General features: G+C 64.9%; 22 protein-coding genes, 1 tRNA gene and 1 pseudogene. 5 read left to right on the forward strand and 19 right to left on the reverse strand.

Annotated elements, in window-relative coordinates; translation table 11 throughout:
- The first annotated feature begins 3 nt into the window (after positions 1-3).
- Positions 4-447: a cupin domain-containing protein gene (locus tag ACQKJZ_RS04260; RefSeq protein WP_312488836.1), complete on the forward strand. Its 444-nt coding sequence runs from the start codon at positions 4-6 to the stop codon at positions 445-447.
- On the forward strand, positions 444-1,247 hold the full coding sequence (locus ACQKJZ_RS04265; RefSeq protein ID WP_427730075.1) for a VOC family protein: 804 nt from the start codon (positions 444-446) through the stop codon (positions 1,245-1,247). The genes ACQKJZ_RS04260 and ACQKJZ_RS04265 overlap by 4 nt, the downstream gene beginning before the upstream one ends.
- On the opposite strand, the gene ACQKJZ_RS04270 is transcribed toward ACQKJZ_RS04265, so the two are convergent.
- From ACQKJZ_RS04270 to ACQKJZ_RS04290, 5 genes are all read right to left on the reverse strand, one after another.
- Positions 1,248-3,023 (reverse strand): glycoside hydrolase family 15 protein, encoded by a 1,776-nt coding sequence (locus ACQKJZ_RS04270; protein WP_427730076.1) that lies wholly within the window; start codon positions 3,021-3,023, stop codon positions 1,248-1,250. It abuts the gene before it with no gap.
- The gene (locus ACQKJZ_RS04275) at positions 3,020-4,006 is read right to left on the reverse strand and encodes an SMP-30/gluconolactonase/LRE family protein (protein ID WP_427730077.1); all 987 of its coding nucleotides are present in this window, start codon (positions 4,004-4,006) and stop codon (positions 3,020-3,022) included. The genes ACQKJZ_RS04270 and ACQKJZ_RS04275 overlap by 4 nt, the downstream gene beginning before the upstream one ends.
- Before the next feature lie 36 nt (positions 4,007-4,042).
- Positions 4,043-4,888 carry a Brp/Blh family beta-carotene 15,15'-dioxygenase gene (locus ACQKJZ_RS04280; protein ID WP_427730078.1) on the reverse strand — a complete coding sequence of 282 codons (846 nt, stop codon included), beginning with the start codon at positions 4,886-4,888 and terminating at the stop codon, positions 4,043-4,045.
- The gene (locus tag ACQKJZ_RS04285; protein ID WP_427730079.1) at positions 4,885-5,715 is read right to left on the reverse strand and encodes a bacteriorhodopsin; all 831 of its coding nucleotides are present in this window, start codon (positions 5,713-5,715) and stop codon (positions 4,885-4,887) included. Before ACQKJZ_RS04285 ends, ACQKJZ_RS04280 begins: the two co-directional genes overlap by 4 nt.
- A 399-nt stretch (positions 5,716-6,114) precedes the next feature.
- Positions 6,115-6,837, reverse strand: a complete 723-nt coding sequence (locus ACQKJZ_RS04290) for an SDR family NAD(P)-dependent oxidoreductase (protein ID WP_427730080.1) — start codon at positions 6,835-6,837, stop codon at positions 6,115-6,117.
- 90 nt (positions 6,838-6,927) lie between these two features.
- Here ACQKJZ_RS04290 and ACQKJZ_RS04295 point away from each other — a divergent pair, with 90 nt between their 5' ends.
- Positions 6,928-7,326, forward strand: coding sequence for a winged helix-turn-helix transcriptional regulator (locus ACQKJZ_RS04295; RefSeq protein ID WP_427730081.1), 399 nt, complete (start codon positions 6,928-6,930; stop codon positions 7,324-7,326).
- A gap of 532 nt (positions 7,327-7,858) precedes the next feature.
- On the opposite strand, the gene ACQKJZ_RS04300 is transcribed toward ACQKJZ_RS04295, so the two are convergent.
- The 5 genes from ACQKJZ_RS04300 to ACQKJZ_RS04320 all read right to left on the reverse strand — a co-directional run bounded on the left by ACQKJZ_RS04300 (position 7,859) and on the right by ACQKJZ_RS04320 (position 10,308).
- Positions 7,859-8,125 carry a hypothetical protein gene (locus ACQKJZ_RS04300; RefSeq protein WP_427730082.1) on the reverse strand — a complete coding sequence of 89 codons (267 nt, stop codon included), beginning with the start codon at positions 8,123-8,125 and terminating at the stop codon, positions 7,859-7,861.
- Positions 8,126-8,364: 239 nt separating this feature from the next.
- The gene (locus ACQKJZ_RS04305; protein WP_427730083.1) at positions 8,365-8,895 is read right to left on the reverse strand and encodes a hypothetical protein; all 531 of its coding nucleotides are present in this window, start codon (positions 8,893-8,895) and stop codon (positions 8,365-8,367) included.
- A complete protein-coding gene (locus ACQKJZ_RS04310; RefSeq protein ID WP_427730084.1) occupies positions 8,892-9,227 on the reverse strand; it encodes a hypothetical protein in 336 nt (111 codons plus the stop codon). The genes ACQKJZ_RS04305 and ACQKJZ_RS04310 overlap by 4 nt, the downstream gene beginning before the upstream one ends.
- 65 nt (positions 9,228-9,292) lie before the next feature.
- Complete coding sequence (locus ACQKJZ_RS04315; RefSeq protein WP_427730085.1) at positions 9,293-9,889, reverse strand: hypothetical protein; 597 nt, start codon at positions 9,887-9,889, stop codon at positions 9,293-9,295.
- A gap of 329 nt (positions 9,890-10,218) precedes the next feature.
- Positions 10,219-10,308, reverse strand: a tRNA-Ser gene (locus ACQKJZ_RS04320).
- A 164-nt stretch (positions 10,309-10,472) separates the two neighbouring features.
- Here ACQKJZ_RS04320 and ACQKJZ_RS04325 point away from each other — a divergent pair.
- Entirely contained in the window at positions 10,473-11,234 is a 762-nt protein-coding gene (locus ACQKJZ_RS04325) for a DUF1134 domain-containing protein (protein ID WP_427730086.1), read from the forward strand.
- A 120-nt stretch (positions 11,235-11,354) separates the two neighbouring features.
- Here the strand turns inward: ACQKJZ_RS04325 and ACQKJZ_RS04330 are convergent, their stop codons facing one another.
- Positions 11,355-11,756: a hypothetical protein gene (locus ACQKJZ_RS04330; RefSeq protein ID WP_427730087.1), complete on the reverse strand. Its 402-nt coding sequence runs from the start codon at positions 11,754-11,756 to the stop codon at positions 11,355-11,357.
- The gene (locus ACQKJZ_RS04335; protein ID WP_427730088.1) at positions 11,753-13,072 is read right to left on the reverse strand and encodes a dihydroorotase; all 1,320 of its coding nucleotides are present in this window, start codon (positions 13,070-13,072) and stop codon (positions 11,753-11,755) included. Before ACQKJZ_RS04335 ends, ACQKJZ_RS04330 begins: the two co-directional genes overlap by 4 nt.
- A 47-nt stretch (positions 13,073-13,119) precedes the next feature.
- Here ACQKJZ_RS04335 and ACQKJZ_RS04340 point away from each other — a divergent pair, with 47 nt between their 5' ends.
- Complete coding sequence (locus tag ACQKJZ_RS04340; RefSeq protein WP_427730089.1) at positions 13,120-13,866, forward strand: YgfZ/GcvT domain-containing protein; 747 nt, start codon at positions 13,120-13,122, stop codon at positions 13,864-13,866.
- A 19-nt stretch (positions 13,867-13,885) separates the two neighbouring features.
- Here ACQKJZ_RS04340 and ACQKJZ_RS04345 read toward each other — a convergent pair whose 3' ends face one another.
- The 7 genes and pseudogenes from ACQKJZ_RS04345 to ACQKJZ_RS04375 all read right to left on the reverse strand — a co-directional run.
- Positions 13,886-14,326, reverse strand: a complete 441-nt coding sequence (locus ACQKJZ_RS04345) for a hypothetical protein (protein ID WP_427730090.1) — start codon at positions 14,324-14,326, stop codon at positions 13,886-13,888.
- Positions 14,327-14,741: 415 nt separating this feature from the next.
- Positions 14,742-15,879 (reverse strand): annotated as a pseudogene (locus ACQKJZ_RS04350) (OmpA family protein).
- A gap of 116 nt (positions 15,880-15,995) precedes the next feature.
- Positions 15,996-16,547 (reverse strand): DUF2793 domain-containing protein, encoded by a 552-nt coding sequence (locus ACQKJZ_RS04355; protein WP_427730091.1) that lies wholly within the window; start codon positions 16,545-16,547, stop codon positions 15,996-15,998.
- Positions 16,496-18,631 carry a phage tail protein gene (locus ACQKJZ_RS04360; protein ID WP_427730092.1) on the reverse strand — a complete coding sequence of 712 codons (2,136 nt, stop codon included), beginning with the start codon at positions 18,629-18,631 and terminating at the stop codon, positions 16,496-16,498. Before ACQKJZ_RS04360 ends, ACQKJZ_RS04355 begins: the two co-directional genes overlap by 52 nt.
- Positions 18,628-18,996 carry a peptidoglycan endopeptidase gene (locus ACQKJZ_RS04365; protein WP_427730093.1) on the reverse strand — a complete coding sequence of 123 codons (369 nt, stop codon included), beginning with the start codon at positions 18,994-18,996 and terminating at the stop codon, positions 18,628-18,630. The genes ACQKJZ_RS04360 and ACQKJZ_RS04365 overlap by 4 nt, the downstream gene beginning before the upstream one ends.
- A gap of 11 nt (positions 18,997-19,007) precedes the next feature.
- Entirely contained in the window at positions 19,008-19,814 is an 807-nt protein-coding gene (locus ACQKJZ_RS04370; RefSeq protein WP_427730094.1) for a DUF2163 domain-containing protein, read from the reverse strand.
- A partial coding sequence (locus ACQKJZ_RS04375) for a DUF2460 domain-containing protein (RefSeq protein ID WP_427730095.1) occupies positions 19,811-20,810 on the reverse strand: 1,000 nt, incomplete at its 5' end. The genes ACQKJZ_RS04375 and ACQKJZ_RS04370, both read right to left, overlap by 4 nt.

A 20,810-nucleotide genomic window follows, 5' to 3' on the forward strand; every position in this document is an offset into this window, starting at 1 on the left:
CTCATGTCCGATGCCGGCCCCAAACCATCCGTGCCCTACCAGCATCTCTACACCGACGAGAACGGCGTCAGCCGCTTTCGCGAATGCGCGCTGGAGAATTACGAGCTGAAAGGCGTCGGAGACGCTGATCCGCAGTGGAATGACAAGATGGAGCGCGGCGAAGCGACGGTCGTCTTCACCGTACAGCCGGTTGGCTGGGTCGGCGACTGGCACGAGAACCCAGCCCCACAGTGGATCGTCGTTCTGTCGGGACGCTGGTGGATCGAGGCCATGGACGGCACGCGCATCGAGCAGGGCCCGGGTGAATTCTCGTTCGGCGGTGACCAGAATTGCGTCGAGAAGGACGGCAAGAAGGGGCACAAGTCGGGCACGATCGGCGACGAGCCGTGCCGCCTGATGACCGTGCAACTGCACCGTGACCCGGTCGGACCGTGCGAGCTCCAGTGACTCTCGGTCGCATCGCGGCGTTCCGGCTGGTGACGCAGCAGCCCGAGCTGCTCGTCGCCTTCTACGCGGCGCTGGGCTTCACTATCATCGATCCGCACCCCATCGGTGCAGACGAGATGACCATGCTTGGAATCGCGGGCGTGGGAACACGCTGGCCGATGCGGCTGGGGAAAGCTGCAGTGGAACTGGACTGTTACGATCAGTCTGGCCGCGCCTACCCCAACGGCGCAGACGCCGCCTCGATCTGCTTCCAGCATCTCGCGCTCGTCACCGATGATGCGGAGACCGCCTGGTCCCGCGCGCTGTCGGCCGGTGCGACCCTGATCAGTGATGCGGGGCCGGTTACCCTGCCCAGGTCCTCGGGCGGTGTCACCGCCGTTAAGTTTCGTGATCCGGAAGGACACCCGCTCGAACTGCTCAGCTTCCCCAACGCACTGGAGAAGGGTTGGGGTGGCCGCGGAATGCTCGGCATCGATCATAGCGCCATTGTCGTCAGCGACCGGGCCGCCAGCGAAGCCTTCTACACCGCTCACGGCCTAAGCCGCGGTGACGCCACGCTCAATCAAGGGAGCGAGCAGGCGGCGCTCGACGGTCTGGAAAGCCCCGTCGCCGATGTGGTGCCGATGATGCCAGCCGCTGCGCCTCCCCATGTCGAGCTGCTGCACTATCATCGACGATCCGGCGCATCGTCCGAGCCCGTTGCGGTCAACGATGTCGCAGCGACGCGGATCGTCTGGCATCACGGCCCGCCGGCGCTGCTGCGGGATCCGGACGGGCACCTGCATCAGACCGGCAATTGATCACACCGCGCCGCGCTGCACCACCGGCCGTGACAGGAAGAGGGCCGTATTGACCACGCCCAGATGGGTCAGCGCCTGCGGCACATTGCCGATCAACTGGCGCGTGGGGACGTGGAACTCCTCACTTAGCAGGCCGACATCGTTACCAAGGCCGATCACCCGGTCGAGCATGGTCGCTGCCTCGTCGCGCCGCCCCTGCATCGCCATGCAGTCGGCGAGCCAGCACGAGCAGGCAAGGAACGCACCTTCATCGTGACCGTCGCCCTTCGCCGCCTTGCGCCGAACTAGCCCGCCTTCCATCAACTCGCGCTCCACAGCTGAGATCGTGCCGGCGATACGCGGGTCGTCGGCGGACAGGAATCCGACGAGAGGCAGCAGGAGTAGCGAGGCATCGAGCGCCTCGCCGTCATAGCGCTGCACGAAGTGGCCGAGGCTGGAAGAATAGCCCCGCTCGCATACGGTCTGGTGGATCTGTGTCCTTAAGCCACGCATGCGTCCAACCAGTTCATCGCCGGCCGCCGCACGCATCACGTCGCTCTCGACGAAATGATTGATGCCGACCCATGCCATCGCCTGCGAATAGGTATAGCAGCCCGGATCGCCGCGGCTCTCCCAGATGTCGGCACCAGGCTTGTCCCAGGCACCCTCAAGATATTCGATCAGCGCGATCTCCACCGCGATGTCGCGCGGTGTGCGCTCCACGCCGGCACGGGCGCCAACGTGGAAGCTGTCGATCAACTCGCCATAGACGTCGAGCTGGGTCTGGTCCGAGGCGGCATTGCCGATCAGGACCGGCTTCGCACCGCCGTGGCCCTTCAGCCATGTCGCCTCATATTCCTGCAATCGACGCCCACCATCGATCCGGTACATGATGCGCATGTCGTTCGGATCACCCGCAATCGCGCGCAGGATCCAGTCCCGCCAGCGGACCGCCTCGTCACCGAAGCCGGCATTCAGCAGTGCGGTCAGCGTGAAGGTTGCATCGCGCAGCCAGCAGTAGCGGTAATCCCAGTTCATTGCGCCACCCGGCACCTCGGGTAGAGCCATCGTGGCCGCAGCGACCAACCCGCCGGTTCGCCGGTCAATGAGCGCCTTGAGTGTCAGAAGCGAACGCTTGAGCGGCGCACCCCAGCGATCGGGTGCATCGAAGCGTGCGATCCAGTCATGCCATGCCTTGTCGGTCTGCTTCAGCAGCCTCGTCGTGTCCGGCTTCTTGGGCAGCTCGGCATAGGAGGGTGCGTAGGAGAGTGCGAAGACGAGCCGCTCCCCCTTCTTCACGCGGAAGGTCGCGCGCGCATCGCCGTCAACGGCCTCAAGCGCACAAGGAGCATGCAGGACGAGCTGATGGGACCCCGCGTCGGCGCACAGGCCACCGTCGAACGGCCGCATCCATGGCGGCACGCGGCCATAGTCGAAGCGGGGGCGGAGCAGACTGGCCATCTCGACCTCGCCCGACAGACCCTCTACCACCCGCACGACCATCGGTTCGCCGTCATGCCACGGCATGAAGTCGGTGACCCGAACCGCGCCACTTTCCGTCGAATGATCGGTCTCGAGGATCAACGTGTCGCCGCGATAGCGGCGCTCCACGGCGGTCACGAAGCCGGTTGGGGCGATCTGCCAGCAGCCGTTGCTCTGATCGCCAAGCATGGCTGCAAAGCATGCGTCGCTGTCGAAATTCGGCAGGCACAGGAAATCGATCGAACCGTTGCGGGCAACCATGGCCGCGGTGCGCCCGTCGCCGATCAGGGCATAGTCTGCAACAGGAGAGGTCATGCATCAACCTTCAGATCGAGTGCGAGCAAGCGGCTTCCCGCCGCAATGAAAAGGCGTCGCCCGTCAGAGCCGCCGAAGCATAGATTGGAGACAGTCGCGTCGACCGGCACGAACCCGAGTTTCTCGCCATCGGCGGACCAGACGTGAACACCGTCGGCTGCACTCACCCACAACCAACCGCGTGAGTCCGTGGTGAACCCGTCAGGATAGCCGTGATCTGTTCGGCAGAAGCGTGTTTGCTCCCCCCAGCTACCGTCCGGCTGATGGCGGAAGCGCACCACCTCGTGCTTCGCGCCCGCCGTGAAGCCGGGCACCTCGCCGAGCGACAGTGACGTGTCCGATACGTACAGCGTCCCGCCATCGGCAGACAGCGCGACGCCGTTGGGCTGTTCGAAGTCGGCGACCCTTGTCAGTTCGCCATTTGCGGGATCGAACCGGTAGACGCTGCGGTGATCGAGCTCGGGCTCGGCGAGCGCGCCCTGACTCGGCATGACGATGCCGAAGATCGGATCGGTGAACCAGATCGATCCGTCGGGTGCTATCGTCACGTCGTTGGGCGAGTTGAGGCGCTTGCCCTGAAAGTGCGTGATGACCGGTTCAGGATCACCCATCAGGTCAGCGGAGGAACGGCTGATACAACGACGACCGTGTTCGCAATGCCAAACCGCCCCATCGGGCGCGACAGCATTACCGTTCATGAACCAGGTTGCGTCGATCACGACCTCGACACGACCGTCATCTTCATACCATGCGTTCAGCCGCCGGTTGGAGACGTCGGAAAAGAGGAGACGGCCGTGCGACGCCTGCCATGCCGGTCCCTCGGCATGGACTGTCCCTTCGTGCAGTATGAGCAAGGTCGCGTCCGGCGATAGCACCTCGGCAAGCCGGGGGTCATCGGTCTGACAGCCTGGGAAGTTGTCGGCATGCTTGATGGCGCCGGGACGCCGAAGCAGATGGCCGGGCAGGAGGTCAACGGGGCTCATAAAGGCTCCTCCGATATGGACGCGTGATGACGGGCATCATGCGTTTACCCGCCGCGCTTCGATGCCTGGCGAAGCCGGCAACGCTGAAAGCGGCAACCGGGCCTCGAACCAGGGTGTAACCAGAAGATGAGGAACGGCGAGTGCCGCAATCCCGGCAAACAGGCCGCGGACGCCGCTCGGATCGAACTGCAGCAGCAACCCTGCGGCAACGCCGGCCAGGAGCACGGCAGCGACGAAGATCGGCATCACCGTCTTCAGGTAGACCAAGGTGCTGTTGCACCCCAGCCGGTCGCGACGCTCCTTGGTTTGCGGCAAGGCATGCAGCACCAGAAAGCCGATCGTGAAGCCGATGAGTGGGGGCAGTAGCAACAGCGCGTCAGTGCCCAATGCAAGGTGAAGATCGCGCCGACGCCCGGCGAGCAGCAACAAAGCCGTCCCAGCGAGACCGCCGATGATGGCGAGCACGGGGATCAATGCGGCCAACGTAGACGCCGAACCACCTGCCAGGCCCAGCAGGCTTGCGTAATTCGCACGATTCAGCGTCGCTGGCGCCAGGATCAGGGCCAAGCCTCGGGCAAGTCGCTCGGCCAGTGTTCCATCGCGAGCATCCTCGATGCCGAAATGGATCGCAGACGCCAGCAGGAAGGCTGGCAGTGCAATCGCCGGATCGCTGATCCACCAGATCAGGGTCGACAGTGAGACCAGCCCGTAAGCGGCCAGAAATAAGGGCCACCGTCCTTTCGGAACGACAGCGAGGTCACCGGCGCCGTGGAGCATGCCCACGACACCGATGCCTAGAATCGCAAAGGCCAGCTGAACCGGCAAGGCAGCGGAGGCGGCGAACGCCCCTCCCACGACCAACAGAGCGATGGCGCGATTCACGAACGGCGTTCGTGTTCGTGCAGCGCCTTGTCGAGGTTGCTCGCCGCGTAGAAGGCGTAGATCACCTTGGCGACGATATCCATGATGAGGATCGCCCAGACCGATGCCGGATCGGTAATGATCTTCAGGCCCTCGGGACCGATCAGGAAGACGAGCGGGTAGAGGAACCAGACGGCCGTCAGGAAAACGATGTTCTTGCTATAGGCCTCACCCAGCGCACCACCGCGCTCGGTCGCCATCGCCCGCAGCGGCCCCCAAAGCAGGTACAAGACGCCGAAGAAGGCGACACAGGACCACAGGAACCAGACCCACTTGACCAAAGGTGCTTCTGCCAGCGACGAGATCAGACCGGTTTCGACCATCAGCACGTCGAGAACGATGATTGAGGTCAGATAGCCCCCGACCTCGCCTGTCTTGCCGCGCTCGTGGAAAGCCAGGAGCACCAGACTCGACAGCAGGATCGGCGTCGTGAAGGTCCAGTCTGCGTAGCGAGCAAAATATGTCGCAGAGCCATCGGCTTTGACGAGGGTGCCGATGCCGAAAGCCATAGCCAGATAGGCCGTCGCCGCGATGAACGGCACGGCTGCGTGAAGAAGCGTGTGATGACGTGATGGGGGCGCCTTGCTCCCCTTCGCGTAGATCGCCAGCGAGGCGAGCGACATGACCGTAAAGCCGATCATGAAGGCGGTTTGATCCATATGCGCATCCCCCTGTTCGGGCTTGGCCGTGTGCCAGAACCTGATGACGCTAACGCAAATCAATGAGTTTGGAGCCAGATGCAGAACGACTTCAATGAGAAATAAACAGAAACAGACGTCGTTCGTCATATGAACGCCACGGCATCCGCCCCATAGCACCCGGACATATTACTACTGCGGCCGCCAAGCTATTCCGTATGCGCTTATAAAGATCGGCCGATCATACTACGATCAAGGCAGTCGGGGACGTAGAATACGTTTCGCTAACGAGAAAGCGATCACGCTTTGTGAGCGATAAGGTCAGGCCGAAATGCGCTAGAGGGAGCTGCTTCCAGTTGATCGGACCCTTATTCAGACATTCGCGGCTAGTTCCTTGCCGTCCCACTTCAGTCAGTCATTCAGGTATGCGAGCCGTTTTTCCCTAAGCGTTTTCGGGCGGATCGGCCGAAAACGCTGCTTACTCAAGACGGGCGACGCTTATCGCGCGGTCTAGCCGATCCGCGCGTCAGGCGCCGCCCGTTCATCTGGCTACACCTGTCGCATGCCGCCATCGACGCAAAGTTCGGCACCTGTAATAAAGCTGGCTTCGTCGCTGAGGAGGAAGACGGCAGCGGTGGCAACCTCGTCGGCGCGCGCCATGCGGCCGAGCGGAATTGGCGCGATGAGCATCTGCCGCATCTCCTCGGATACCGCAGCCATCATGTCCGTATCGGTCGGTCCCGGCGCGACGACGTTGACGCGGATGCGTCGCGGCGCCAGCTCCGCCGCCCAGCTGCGCGCGTAGGAGCGCAGTGCCGCCTTGGTCGCTCCGTAAGTACTGAACGGCGTCACGCCCATCACGTCGGCGATCGAGCCGACCAGCACCACCGATGCTCCGTCGCTGAGCACGGGCAGCGCCGCCTGGATCCCAAACAGCGCGCCGCGCACGTTGACGGCGAAGTGCCGGTCGAAATGCTCACCAGTTTCCTCGACGATCGTTGCCGGCTCCGACAATCCGGCGTTAAGCAACAGCGCGTCAATGCGACCATGCAGACGCTTGGCCTCGACCACGACTTGCTCAAGATCGCCTTGGGACGCCGCGTCGGCTTCGACGCCGTGCGCGGATGGACCGATACTCTCAGCCGCGGCGGCAACCTCGTGCGACCGACGTCCGGTCAGAATGACCGTGGCCCCTTCCTTCGCCAGCCTGCGGGCGGTCGCCAGACCAATTCCTTTCGCCCCACCGACTACCAGCGCGACCTTGCCTGCCATTCTTGCCATCTTCAGCCCTTTCATTCGAGATGGCGAACCAGATATACGAAGCATATCTGCTATCAAGAACGCACTCGGAGTAGCGTAGATATGGCGAGCGATACCGACCTGCAGGCCCTGTCGTGCAAGGCGATGATAGACGTGCCTCGTATCCGCCCAGTGCTGGACAAGATCGCAGACAAATGGACGATCATGATACTGACGGTGCTGTGCCCTCAACCAGCACGCTTCAACGAGATCAAGCGACGGCTCGACGGCATCACCCACAAGTCGCTCGCCGATGCACTGAAGCGCCTGGAACGCCATGGACTGATCACGCGCACTGTGATCCCAACTACCCCGATCGGTGTCGTCTATACGATCACGTCTCTAGGCCACTCGCTTCGCGAACCCTTCGAAGCGCTGTGTTCTTGGGCGCTGGATCATGAGCAGACGATGGCAGAGGCAGTAACCGCATATGACAAATCGCGAAACTCGTCGGTCCCTTGACCCAATTGCGGTCGTTCGCACGTGCTTCCTCGCTTCCCGAAAGCTGCCGCTCGTTCATATAAGCGGATTGGCGGCTTGAGCGAGCCGCTTGGCCACTCGGAACGGCGGAGATGGGTGGGAAGCGGTCATTCGACAGGCGGTCGAGGACCGTAGTCATAAGCAAACCATTCGGCCGCTAAATTAAGTCGTGCGGCATTTTTCCGCTGCCAATTCGCAAGGCATATCAGGTCGCTTTTCCCTCGACCGGGTTGCGGGTCTCCCGCATAGAACATCCGCGTAGTTCCGGGACGGACTTCAAGGCGCAGCTCAACAATTCCGCAGTTCCGTGCCGCCCGCGCCGCTTTAACAATACTTTCGAACGGCCCCTCCGCGAGGGGCACCGGTGGCGAGTTGGCCATTGCTGGAGCGGCAATCGCCAGAATGAGCCATTTCCATAATGACATGACGACACGCCTCGCTTGATATGGGGCTATCATGTGGGCTGCGGTTGAAAAGGCAACGTCCGGTTCTCGGGCGCTAGCGGAAGTTGGCTTTAACTTGCGTCCCGGAGCACGGTCAGCGAGGTCGCACCATATCGAAGCACGTACGGCGCTTCAGCGAGTTCTGCGACTGGCAGTTCGCCGCCGAAAAATGCGACGTAGCAGTCAAACATTCCGATCCCCGCCTCGAGCCAGCAATGGACCACCACGCCGAACTCGGAGGTGGCCTGGTCATCGTCGTTGACCAAGCTGTCAAGCCGGACGCAAGTGCCAGGATCAAGGTAGCGATCTCCTTTTCCCGCATCAGCTAAAACGGTCATGGTGTATCCCGGATAGGCTGCCTGCCATAGCCCCCTAGCCGCGTCTGCCAGCCCGTCGCCTCGCGACGGCGGGCGTCATCCCTCGGCGCACGTGTAATGCCCACGCCCGACGCGCCGGGGGATGATTTCGCATGGATGTTGGCCGCATTGATGTCCGAACCCAATTTCGGCTCAAAGATACACAGCAAAGTCAACTAGTTGTCGGCATTCTAGGCGGAACCTATATCCGCCATTGCATTTCAATTCGGACTGTCGTGATATTCCTTATGGAAGAGCGCATGAGCGCGCTTCACGACCATTAGGAGCGTCAACAGGAAGTGTCCGTAGAGGAACACCATAACCGCTGGAACAACGTCGCTATTGAACTGCTTTATGAATGAAAGCAGTGATAGGACAAGGGCAGCGCAACAAACAAGAATTAGATAGGACAGATTGGCATTAAGTTCGATCAGAAGTTTTTTTCGATCCGCAAGTGTATCGGCCATCGAAGCGGCGATACGTTTGTCGGACGGCAACTCCCATTTCCGCTGGAATATTGAGAACATCGCCACCTGAATGTTCAAGATAAGGGCAATGAAGATGCCGAAGAACGTAATCGAAATATTGTAGGCATCAGCGCGCAGGCTAAGCCCGATAAAAAATGCCGCGCTAGCCGCAATGGAAGGAGCAACGTAGAACAGCAGAAGGTCTGCGACAGAAGTGCGGTTGCTTCTACCATCGTAAAGGGTCTCGAAGTGATCCCGAACGATCGAGGCTACATTTATCTTCATTGTTTCTTATTAGTCAGCACTTCGTAGAAGTCTACTAATATAGTATCGCACTGCTTAGTCAAGGACTCATAAGTCGGATGGCCATCTGCGCCACGAACAATGTCTTCGGTAATATCGATCACGCCAGCATTCGAGTCGCTACCGAAGACGCCCACAGGGCGATACTTGCCACCGATCTTAACATCGGCATACACTTCGCTGAATTCGATACCGTCGTGCAGCACTAGTCCTGCGTCACTTTTCCTTAATGCGCCCGTGACTTCTCCGAACGATCCGAGGATTTTGTTTCGATTAGTTGAAAGCCGAACTTCGAAGTTCACCTTATCGGGCACGCGCCTCCCAAGGTATCGATCGGTAACGTCCTGCGGTGCATTGCGCTTTATCAGGCGAAGTCGCTTCACAGGCGCTTTCCCGTAGAGGCTGCTGCCTTCGCTTGGCAGAAGCTTCTGATACTTCTTATCAGGCGAAGTCGCTTCACAGGCGCTTTCCCGTAGAGGCTGCTGCCTTCGCTTGGCAGAAGCTTCTGATACTTCAGTATGCATCCCGGATTGGCTGCGGAGAATTCCTCCTGCGCTTGATCCATAACGAGGCCGATGCAGGATCGTCCTTGAAAAGACTGAAAAGCTGCGAAGCAGAAGTCCTTATCTTCCGGGTACCAAAACTCGTAAAAGAGCGGAATTTCTTCAATGTCATCGACCTTGCGACGATAGTTTTTGGCCTTCGTTTTCCGATCAACAAAATTGCTTTCGAAGCCGAACGTGCCATAATGCGTATGGCCTTTGCTGTTGCCGAGGCCATCCTCTTCGCGCTCTTCGAAATACCAGCTACGCTCCTTCTCGGCGTGCTGAATGGGCGCGTTATGCGCTCCGACAAAATTCGTGAAAAATTGCGGCGGCGACACCTTCAGTTCGCCAGAGTCGAATGGCAGCAGCGCACGCTCACCCTTCTTGTGCGCCGTTATCAGATACCCGCGAAGTCCAATTGCGCTAGCCATTCTGCGTCAACTCCCCCAATCGGTTGAGTTTGGCAGACATTTGCAATTCGGTGCAACGCTAATGAGCGAGCAACGCGCCTGCGGGCACTTCGGGCTAGGCATACGGCTCGTCCCACGAATCGCGCTTCGGCTTCTATATCGTTCCTGCTTCGTTCTGCGCAAGCCCACCATACCCCTAGAATGCGATCCGCGTTCGGCTTGAGGGTGCAGAAAAAATGATGGCGCAAAATTCGAGCGAAACCGGCCCCAAAACCTGTGGCCACAAAGATGGCCGGGATGTTGGCCGCGACCGCACCAACGGCGCCAAGTGATTAATTTCGTTGTAGAATTGGCGGAGACGGAGGGATTCGAACCCTCGGTACGGTTTCCCGTACGACGCTTTAGCAAAGCGTTGGTTTCAGCCACTCACCCACGTCTCCGGTTGCGGCGAGGTGCGGCTATAGCGGGGCCGGGGGAGGCAATCAACTAGGGATGGACGCGATTTTATGCAGAAAATTGGCTAGAGCCGGGCGGGTCATTCATTACACTGCAAGGCGGCGGCTGGTTAACGTCGCATCGTCGGTCCGCCGGGGGAGTTGAGTACATGCGTTTGGTCAGTCTGGGTCTGTCGGTTCTCTGCGGCCTGTCGATCGCGGGGGCGGCGACCGCGCCGGCTCTGGCCCAGGTGCGCACGATCGACCCCAATCAGGGGATCGACAGCGATCTGGGCACCCAGCCGTCGCGCCCCGCCCCGCGCCAGTCGACGCCGGCCAATCCCACCCCGTCATACCCGCCCGCGCCCGTCCAGACCGATACGCCGCCCCCCGTCACGACCACCCCGGTGACGCCGGAAAGCCGTGCGACGCAGACCAGCCAGGCCGCCGACACGTTCGAACGCGACGACCTGCTGGCGGCGGGTGAAGGCGTGTTCGGCAAGGGCGCCGAGGGCCTGGCCGGCATGATCGAGCGCATCCTGCGCGAACAAGGACGCCCCAATGCCTATATCGCCGGGCGCGAAGCCTCGGGCGCGTTCGTCGTGGGGCTGCGCTATGGCTCGGGCATCATGACTCACAAGGTCGAGGGGCAGATGCCGGTGTACTGGACCGGGCCGTCGCTGGGCTTCGACATCGGCGGCGATGCGAACAAGGTGTTCGTGCTGGTCTATAATCTTTACGACACCGAGGAGCTGTTCCATCGCTTCCCGGCGGCCGAAGGGCGGCTGTATTTCGTGGGCGGGTTCGCAGCGACCTATCTGCGGCGCGGCAATGTCGTGCTGATCCCGGTGCGGCTGGGCGTCGGTTGGCGCGCGGGCGTGAATGTCGGGTATATGAATTTCACGCATAAGGCGCGCTGGTTGCCGTTTTGAGGTTTCGGGGCCGAGGAATTCCTTTGGCCTTCGACTTCGCTTAGGTTGAACGGAGCTTGGGATTGGCGCTACGCTCAAACAGCCGTTCAGCCTGAGCGAGGTCGAAGCCCGCGCCCCAGCCTATCCCCGCACCAGCAGCCGATAAGGCTCGCTCACCGCGATGACCGGCACGTCCCAGGGGTGCGTGGCCAAGAGAGCATCGGTCAGCGCCTCCACACCCGCCGCCGCGTCATAAATCGCGGTCAGGATCACGGTCGGTGACCAATTCGCCTCACCGACCACGCCCAGCGTCGGCACGGCCCCCTCGCCCGGCCGGAACCCCTCATAGCCGAGTCCGAGTTCCACCACTTCGCGATACCGCCCGAAATCCCCGAGCGGTGGTATGCGCAGGATAGCCAACAGCGCAGCGGCGGTGGGGTCCTGCTCCACCGCCGCCGGATTTCCGGCCATCAGCGCCGCGAGTGTGGCGGGCGCGACCGGGCAGTACACCCGGACATCCCGCACCCACCGGCTTGCCCTCATCCGAAGTCGACCGCCTCGAAGCGAATCGGCTGGCCGGTCGGCGCGTCGGCCAGCTGGTCATCCCACATCGCCACCTGGCCGCGCACGATGGTGCCGATCGGCTTGCCGGTCAGTTCCATGCCGGTAAAGGGCGACCAGCCGCACTTGGACTGAAGCCATCGGTCCTCGATCGTCCAGCGCTTCTTGAGGTCGACGATGGTGAAGTCGGCGTCATAGCCCGCCGCGATCCGCCCCTTGCCGACGATGCCGAAGATGCGCTGCGCCCCCGCGCTGGTCAGCTCGATCACGCGCTGGAGCGACAGGCGGCCGTGCGCAGCATGGTCTAGCAGCAGCGGCAGCAGCGTCTGCACGCCCGGCATTCCGCTGGGGCTGCCCGGATAGGGCTTGGCCTTTTCCTCCAGCGTGTGCGGCGCATGATCCGAACCGATGACGTCGGGCACCCCCTGGTTCAACCAGTGCCACAGACCGTCGCGATGCGCGCCCGAGCGGATCGGCGGATTCATCTGCGCCAGCGTGCCGAGGCGCGGATAGGCTTCCTCACCCGCCAGCGTCAGGTGCTGCGGCGTGACCTCGCAGGTCGCGATGTCCTTATGCTGCGCAATATATTCCAGTTCGGCGGGCGTGGTGACGTGCAGGATATGGATACGGCGGTTCGCCGCGCGCGCCAGCCGCAGGATACGGCGGGTGGCGAGCAGCGCGCTCTCATCATCGCGCCAGACGGGGTGCGAGGATGGATCGCCCTCGATCCGCTCACCCGCGCGCGCGTTCATCCGGTCCTCGTCCTCGGCATGGATGGCGACGCGGCGATGGCCCGAGGCGAGCACCTCGGCCAGCCGCGCATCCTCCGACACCAGCAGATCGCCGGTCGAGGCGCCCATGAAGATCTTGACGCCCGCCGTGCCCGGCATCCGCTCCAGCTCGGCCAGGTCGCGGGCATTGTGATTGGTGGCGCCCACGTAAAAGGCATGGTCGCAATACATGGTCTTCGCGCGGGTCAGCTTGTCGGTGATCGCGTCGGCCGAATCGGTGTTCGGCTTGGTGTTGGGCATTTCGAAGACGGCGGTCACACCGCCCATCACCGCCGCGCGGCTGCCACTGGCCAGGTCTTCCTTGTGCATCAGGCCGGGCTCGCGGAAATGCACCTGGCTGTCGATCACGCCGGGCAGGATGTCCAGCCCGGTGCAGTCGATCACGCGGCCCGCATCGCCGGTCGCGCCGATCGCCACGATCCGGCCGTTTGTCACGCCGACATCGGCGCGAACCGGGCCGCCGGGGGTGTGAACGGTGCCGCCGGAGAGAAGCAGATCGAAGGTCATGGCAAACGGGCCTTTCGCATAGGGTCCCGCCCTCCTACCTTGCCGGCATGAGCGATACCACCCCGGCCACGACCACCATGACCACCCTGACCGACCGGGCGCTGCTGCGCATCGCCGGCGAGGACGTTCGTGGCTTTCTGCAAGGCCTCGTGACGCAGGACGTCATGGGCCTGACGCCGGAGGCCCCGCGCTGGGGCGGGTTGCTGACGCCGCAGGGCAAGGCCCTGTTCGATTTCCTGCTTTGGGCACAAGGCGATGCCATCCTGATCGACGCGGAGGCAAGCCAGGCCGAGGCGCTGGCGAAACGGCTCACCCTCTATCGGCTTCGTCGGGCGATCACGATCGAGCCGGTCGCGAACCTGGCGGTGCATTGGAGCCGCGCGGCGGACGGGCGGCCCGACGATCCGCGCCTGGCGGAACTGGGCCAGCGCTGGCTGGCACCGGCCGGGGCGGCGGCGACGGACTGGACCGCGCATCGCCTATCGCTGGGCGTAACCGAGGGTGTGGGCGAACTGGGATCGGGTGAGACGCTCTGGCTGGAGTGCAATGCGCGCGAACTGAACGGGGTCAGCTTCACCAAAGGCTGTTATGTCGGGCAGGAGAACACCGCGCGGATGCACCACCGTGCGAAGGTCAATCGCCGTCTGGTCGTCGCTCCCCTGGGGGAAGCGGGTGATCGAACGCGCGCGACCTATCCCGCACTGGGGCTGATGGTCGAACATCGCCGGGTCGAGGCATTGGGCGATGCGTTGCGTCCGGCCTGGCTGGAGCAAGCGATCCGGCTATCCCAGTAGGAATAGGCGGGCGGCCGGATCAATCGACCAGGGCGGTGGTCTGCGGCTTGTCCAGCGACAGGGCGGAATCCAGCTGCCGCATGGGGTTGCCGAGCATCTGGGCCACCTGCATGGCGATCGCGATCGCCGCGACCAGCCCGAAAAGACACAGCGCACTGAATTGCAGTCGGCTGGAAATGGCCTGGCTGCGTTCGATCCGTCGCGCCGCGTTGATTTCGATCGCGATCCGATCGTTCGCCGGCATGGCGGCGGGCGACGGGTTCATGTCGGGATTTCGTCGCTGGGCTGGCTGCTGGAGGCGTGGTTCGCGCAACAGGGCCTCGACATCGATTACGTCCTGCGTTCGTACACCCGAAAACCGTTCGCGCTGCCACACGACGCGCCCGATCACCGTCTGCTGACCGCGTCGGATCTCGATATAGGCGCCAGGTGACAAGGCGACATCCGATGCGATCATCATTCCGCGCGACGAGACGTTATGGATGCACACATCCCCCCATCCCTGGGCGGACTTCATCTGGCAGGCGATCAGCACTTGCCGACGCGGCTCACGCGTTTTGAAATATGGTGCCACACGCGGCATTCGGTTGCCCTCAGAACTCGAATATCATGTCCTATCCGGCAGGCACCAATAAAAGATGAATCATGGGCGGGAGGTCCGCGACGCTTCGCCGATGGTCTTGCGATGCGGGTTCGCCACTTGGACGACAGGCTAAATCAACGGCCATGTCCCATCATGATCCCGCCCTCACCGACTTCACGCGGATGGCAGCGCGCGAGCGTTGAGCCGCACGTCCTGGCATAGCGCATAAAAAAAGAGAGGCCGGCTTTCGCCGACCTCCCTCTTTCTACAATCAGCCTTGGCTGAGCGTGGCTTACTGGCCAGCGCCCGGACCGTAGGTGATTTCGACGCGACGGTTCTGGACCTCGCGGACGCCGTCCGCAGTCTGAACGCGCAGCTTGTCGCGCTGTTCGCCGAACGCTTCGGTCATGATCGAGCCGTCCGGGATCGAACGCGACGTCATGTACGCCTTCACCGCGTCGGCACGACGCTGCGACAGACCCATGTTGTAGCGCGGCGTACCCGAGGTATCGGTGAAGCCGGCGACCATCACGCGGGCATTGCCGCAGCTCTGGTACTGGGTGATCGCGTTGTCGAGGATCGACGCTGCTTCCGGGGTGATGTCCGACTTGTCCCACTCGAAGAAGACAATGAACGGACCCGGCGAGCAGACCACGGGCTCGGGAGCCGGCGGCGGGGGCGGCGGGGGAGGAGGCGGCGGGGGGCGGCGGGGGCGGCGGCGGCGGCGGCGGCGGCGGAGCAGCCGGTTCGCCGAAGTTGTACGCCACGCCACCCAGGATCGAGTGCGAGCGGAAGCGGCCGTCGAACGTGTTGTTCGCGACATCGACCAGCTTGACGTTCTCGGCGTTGAAGAAGCGATACTTCAGCGTCGCGTCGATGTGGTCGGTCAGCGGAGCACGGATGCCCGCCAGAGCCTGCCACGCGAACACGGTGTCCGAGTCGTTCAGGAAGTCCGCACGGTTGTTGAGGGCGTAGTTCGCCTTGACGCGAGCCACACCGACACCGCCGCCGACAAAGCCCTGGATGCCGTCATCGGCACCGAAGTCGAGCAAGCCGTTCAGCATGAAGCTGAGCGCCGAGGTCGAACCGCCGGCATAGTCATAGTTGCCAGCCGGAACGGTGCCAGTACCGATGCCGGTGTTGGTCAGCGCGGTCGAGCTGAAGCCGTCAACGGTGGCGCGACGGTAGCCGACTTCGGTTTCCAGACGGAAACCACCGAAGTCGTAGCCCATCACGGCGTCGACGTCATAGCCATAGTCGTGATCGACACTGGCAACGCCAGTACGGCCGGTGCCGACAACATCATAATCGATGTCTTCGACGATCATCCCGCCGCCTTCGATGCCAACGTACCACGACTTGTCGCGGGCGAGGGCAGGCGAAGCCAGAGCGGTGGAGGCGAGTGCCAGAACAATGGCAATCTTCCGCATCATAGTCCCCTTTCTTGGTTGTCACTACGGACAGCGCAAACCCACTATCGGAGCGTTGGTTTCCACGCAAGAAAACAAAAGACCGCCGGTGTTGCATTAAGGGCACAGATTTTTGCTCAAGCCGACGCCAGCAAACCATGCGCCCGCAACGCGCCGATTACCGCATCCAGCGCCAAACGCGCTTCTGAATCAACAACTTGACCACCATATGGCGGTACGATCGCGGGTTGTTGCGCGCCAACAACCTTTTTTCCATCGACTTGAATCTCCCGCGCCGGAACCAAACCGCGACGCCACACCTCGCCGTCCCAGTCGCAACGATGGCGATCCCCCCGGCTCCACACCGCCATGCCGATGCGCGGCCCCACGAACCGCCAGCCGCCATCGGTCCAGGCGGCGAGCATCCATGCGCCCCCCGTCCATGCCCCGGTCGGTTGCCCACCGACGATCCACGCCTGTCCCACGATCGGCGCGGCGGGCGGCGCATCCACCCCCACCGCCTCGACGCAAGGGTGGACGAGCAGGTCGATGAGCGTCAGCGCTTCGTTATGCGTCATTTCCTTCTGCGCCTGCCCGGCCGCCAGGAACGGCAGCGCCCAGTTCGGTGTGGCATCCGTCATATCGTTTCTCCCCCGATGATTCCGACCAGTGGCGGCGATACGGCCCATGTGCCAATCTGTCGCACCGCCACCCTGGTTCCCTCTGCCGCCGCGCCGACCCAGCGGGGTCCCGACACCTCCTCGTCCCGGTCGCCGATCGTCACGCGGTAGCGTTCCGCCTCTTCGACCAGCGGCACGTCGACCCGGTCGATCCAGCGCCAGCCGCTGCGGCTGCGGCGGGTCCAGCCGATGGTGACCAGCCCGTCGGGCCCACGCCGGCACAGCCAGTGGACGGGCGATGGCGGGCGGATCGACTGGCCGGTCACCGCCGCGATCGCTTCCACGCCGGCGACCCCGTCCCCGACGCCATGCGCCAGGAACCGGACCCGCGCGTCCAGCATCGTCAGCGGCAGATCGATCATGCGGACCGCCGGCGCCTCCATCAGGACGAAGGGGTCCCCCGCCGCTGCGCGCCCAATCATCGCTTCGGTTCCGCGCAGACCGCGCCGCAATTCGCTCAGGCGCCAGTGGCCGTCCCCCAACGGCTCGGCCCGCCCATATTGCAGCAGCTCGCCGCCCAGCCAGGCGAGGTTGGTGCCCGCATCGATGGCGGCGGGGTCGGCGTCCGTCAGATCCCCGGCGACCGCGACGACCAGCGCACCGCGCCGGTCGAGCAGCGCCGCGCCACCGCCGGGCCTCACCGAAACGAGGGTGCCGATCATGCCCGGCATCGCCGTCGTCCCCAGCGCGGTCCAGCTCGCGCCCTCGTCCAGGCTGTAGGACAGGCTCGCCTGCCGCCAGCCGGGGCCGCCGGCCGCGACCACCGCGATGCGCGGACCGGCGAGCGGCCGGTCGTCGAGCGGCGGCGGCTCGAACGCGATCAGGCGGGTGGCGCCGATCACCCGGTCGGGGGCGGCCGCGATCCGGCCCGGCGAGGCGGCCATGACCGGCGCGGCATGGGCCAGCGGCGTGCAGGTCAGGCGCACCGCCATCGCCTCCCACGCCGTCTCGGTGACATGCCAGCGGCCCGGCTCACCATCGATCACGACGACTGCGCCCGGCGCGATGGCCAGCGCCTCCGGCCCCAGCGTGACGGTGCGCCGCACCCGCCCCGCGACCAGCCGCGCCAGCCGGTCCTGCGCCAGCGTGCGCGCGGTCGTCGCATCGATCGCGGCGGCCAGATCGCGTCGCTCGTCCCGCACGCCGCCGGGTCGCGACGCGCGCTGCGCCCCGATCTGGTAGTCGCGCGCCGGATCGTAATGCGCGATCGTCACGCTGGCGGGCAGGCCGGCCTGGCCTGCGATCATGCGCTGGCCGCGCCGGCCGGGCCCCCGCGCGCCCATGCCTTCGTCGCGGATTGCGCGGGGCGCCGCATCGGCGCGGGGAACCGACAGGCGGATGCCGTCGTCCTCTGCCACCCATCGCCCGCCGCTGATGTCGGCCAGCGTGGCGAGGACCGCGCCGATGCTGCCGCCACTGGCGGCGAAGCCCGCGACCGTCACGCCATCGTCGCCGGGGCGGACATGGGGCGACAGGGCCCGCGCGATCGCCCCGCACGACAGCGGCCCGGCATCGGCCTCCACCTCGAAGGTCAGTTGCGGGATGCGATTGCCGAACTCAGCCAGCGCCAGCCCCTCGAACACCGCATAGGCGATGCCGCGATAGGCCGAGGCGCGCGGCCCTTCGATCGAGGCGATCAGCGGGTCGACCGGCTGGTCCGCGCCGCCCACATGCAGGCGGAACCCGGTCGACACCTTGAAATCGCCGCCCTCGCCGCGCAACAGCCGGCCATCGGCCCAGATCCGCCCCACCCGCCGGATCGCCCGACCCGACAGCGCGACCGCGAAATGGGCGGCATAGCTATAGCTCTCCGTGCCCGGCCGCCCCTTGCCGCCGCCCACGGCTCCGCGCGTCTCGATCAGGTCGGTCGCCCAGATCACCGGCCCGGCCACGCGCATCGTGCCGAAGATGGCGGGCATCTGCGTCCCGTAGGTGGAAGTCTGCACCGACAGTTCGACCAGCCGTGGGCCCTGCCGCCGGGGTGCGCCCAGCACCGCATGATCGACCCGGTTGCCGATCAACGCGCCGATCGCGCCCCCCACCGGGCCGAGCAGCGCCCGCCCCACCGTCCCCAAGACCAAGGTCGCCATCATCCCTCCCCCTTCCAACAGCCCAGCACCGGCCAGGGCGGCGTGCCGGGCCGCCAGGCGACGCGGCGCAGGCCGGCATCGGCATGGACGATGCCGTCGCTCACCCGGATCGCCAGATGCAGCTGCCCCGGCCCGGCCCGCAGCAGCAGCACCGCGCCAGGCCCGTCCGCGCCGCGCGCGAATTGCGCATCGAGCAAGCCCGCCACCCGCGCCGCATCACCGCCGCGCCAGCCATAGCCGGTCGGAGCCGCCCGCCCCGTCGCCGCCGCGACCAGCCCGACGCAATCCAGCCCGTGTTCGGCATCGCGCCCGTGCAACCGGAACCGCGTGCCCACCAGCGCACGCGCCGCCGCCTCCACCGCGTTCATCGCCCCGGCCCTCATGCGCCGGGATAGCGGGTAAGGAGGTCGATCCCCGGCAGGAAGGGCTCGCCGCGAAAGTTCACGACGTTGCCGAACCGGCCGAGACAGGTGTCCAGCCGCTTGTCGCATCCCTCGACCAGTTCGATCAGCGGCGCGCCCTCGACCGCGAAGCCGGGCGCGGCGAACAGCCACAACCCGTCGCCGTCCGACCGGTCGATCACCGCCTCCAACCCCGTATTGGCGCCGCCGAACCAGATCAGCCGCCCCTGACCATAGGCATTGGCGACCGGCTCGACCGCGTCGACGGTCAGCCGGCGTTCGCCGTCCCAGCCGACGACCCGCGCGAACCGCCGCCGGCCCGCCATCGCCACGCGGCATCGCCGGTCGCCCAGCGTCGCACGGCAATCGGGCGCGGTCTCCTCGGCCACCGGTCGATCGAGCAGCGCGCCGACGCCGCGCAATTCGGCGGTGAAGCCCCCCTCGCCCAGTTGTACCGCGCCGATCGTCCCGTGTCCCAGCGGCACGGGCGCTTCCTGTCCGGTCCAGTCCACCGCGATTGCCGCGACCCGCGCCTCATCCCAACGGCCGGCCAGCAGGTCGCGCTCGCCGATCGCCGCGCTGGTCAGCGCGCCCGACGCCTCCATCAGATCGACCTCCAGCCCGTCACCGCGTACCACCGCGCTCGGCGTCAGGCCCGGCGCGCTGCGATAGCACAGGCCATCCAGCCACAGGTCGCGGTCATGCCCGGTCAAGCCGATCGTCACCCCGTCGCGCCGCGCGATCCGCCAGCACAAGACCCAGCCGGTCAGGCTATCGGCGCTCATGCCTCGCGCACCTCGACCAGGGGCACCGATGGCGCCATGCCCGCCTCGAACCCGGCGAGCGTCACGCTCAACCGGTCCTCGGCGAAGCGCACCGGCACGTCGAAGACGAAGCCGGCGGCGATCGCCGCGCCGGCGGCGGGCGCCGTGTCGAACAACAGCCACCCGCCCGGTTCGACGACGAAACCGGCGACGGGCCGGCCTGCGACCGTCACCGACACGCTGCCCGCCACCGGCCGGGTGATCCGGCGGCGCTGATCGCCATAATGGCGGACCAGCGCGAAGCGGCGCGTGGTGCCGTCGCCCACGCCGATCGCCTCGTCCGTACCGACGCTGTCGAACGGATCGCGAAGCCGAAAGCCGCGCGCTGGGCCCAGCCGTGCCCGAAAGAAGGACAGCAGCACGGCGATGTCCGCCGCCGAACGAATGCCGGGTCCGACATCATAGGTCGTGCGCGCCTCGGCCCAGCTCGCATTGCGCGCCTCGCGTCCGCCCGCACTGGTCAGGACCGCCGTGGAGAAACCCGGCGTCACCTCCGCCGCGCGCCCCAGCGCGAGCGGGAATAGCACATCGTCGAAAGCCTGCACCGCGTCCTCTCCCCCTTCCCAACAGACAAAGCCGTCGCGCATCACCTGCGGCATCGCCCACAAAATGGTCGCCGCGACACCGCGTGCCCGCGCGACCCCCGCAGCCTCGGCGATCCGGCCCCATTGCGATCGCTGATCGGGGCGCAGCACGAAGCCCGACAGATAATGCTGGCGCGCCGGCGGATAGCCGAGCCGTGCCTCGGCCAGCGCCACGCCCTTCCGCGTCGATGCGGTGTCCCCCGCCGTCACCCAGTCATAATCCTCCAGTTGCAGCACATCGAAGGCCGGGCTCGCCCAGCCGACGGGCATGTTCGCGCGCTTGGCCTCGGGTGCCTGCGCATCCAGCACGGTCGGCAGATAGGTGAGGAGATGGGTGACGCAGTCCGGCGCCGCCGCCCGGGCCGCCGCGCAC

It is taken from the genome of Sphingomonas sp. NPDC019816 (genome assembly GCF_050274375.1).
Taxonomy (GTDB): domain Bacteria; phylum Pseudomonadota; class Alphaproteobacteria; order Sphingomonadales; family Sphingomonadaceae; genus Sphingomonas.